The following is a 1,076-nucleotide window of genomic DNA, read 5'->3' as shown; positions in this document are numbered from 1 at the left end:
GTGCTATCTATAAAAAGGGCTTACTTCCTAGCACTCAGAGTGATTGTTTTTTGACATTTAGGGCCGATGAAGCATTTATAAGCATTTATGTAAATGGAGAATACCTTACATCAAGAGGTTTAAGATACACACTAAATTATCTAAAAGATAAATTTATAGAGCAAAGTGGCGAAAGAGTAAGCCTAGAAAGCTTTTTGAATATCCTAAAGACAAGAGGACTTTTAGATAGCAATGAAGAAGGCTTTAGCTACGATCTAAATACTGTTTTTGAGGACTATATATTTTACGTAAATGACACGATAAATGTTGTCAATAGAATCTATAGCATAAATATAAAAAATATCTATATTGACTGCGACTATAAAATAGAGCGTTTTGAAAAATTTATCAATACAAAGCTTGGCACAAATGCTACGAAATTAAATACAAGCACTGTAATAAATTCTAAAAATTTAGCTATCAGCGAACGGCATAATATGATGGCTTTGTATGCAAATTTTTATAAAAAAGAGGCCTTTAATGCTGATTTTAACTTCTCAAATTTGCTTAGACCTGATCCATTCACAAAAAGAAAAAGTGGTAAATTTATACTGACATGTGCTGCTGCTTTTTGCCTAAGCATGTCCTATCCACTTTATAATTATATAGCTGGCAGTATTTTAGAGGCAGATTCGCAAAGACTAAGCGATGAGCTTGATGTTCTTAATGCACAAGCAGCACAAATAAGAAATACTCTTGAAAGACTAAAAAAAGAGCAAAATGATATAAAAGGATTAACTGATAAAGAGGAAGAGAAGTTAAATTTTAGAAAAGGGTTGCTTCAAGAAATTGAAAACAAAAAAGATCACTACGTAATGAAAGGTTTAAATCTTTTTGAAATTACAGATATGATAAACAACAATAGCATTTTTATAACAAATATTAAAAACAACGATAAAAATTTAACAGTAACAGTTGTTAGCGATAATGAAAAAAGGATTACGCAGCTAATAAAAGATATTAGCAAGATGCCTAAATATTCAGTAAATACAAAAAAAATTAAAAAAGATAGGCAAAACAACGAGTATGAAAGTAAT

1 protein-coding gene is annotated in these 1,076 nt (G+C 29.6%); it reads left to right on the top strand.

All coding sequences use genetic code 11. The features are described 5' to 3' along the window. On the top strand, positions 1-1,076 hold a 1,076-nt coding region (locus F3H01_RS09245; RefSeq protein WP_188116363.1), incomplete at both ends, for a C4-dicarboxylate ABC transporter.

It is taken from the genome of Campylobacter concisus (assembly GCF_902460875.1).
In the GTDB taxonomy this organism is placed as follows: domain Bacteria; phylum Campylobacterota; class Campylobacteria; order Campylobacterales; family Campylobacteraceae; genus Campylobacter_A; species Campylobacter_A concisus_AA.
The sequence above is the reverse complement of the archived record's forward strand: the minus strand, read 5'-3'. Positions and strand labels throughout refer to the sequence as shown.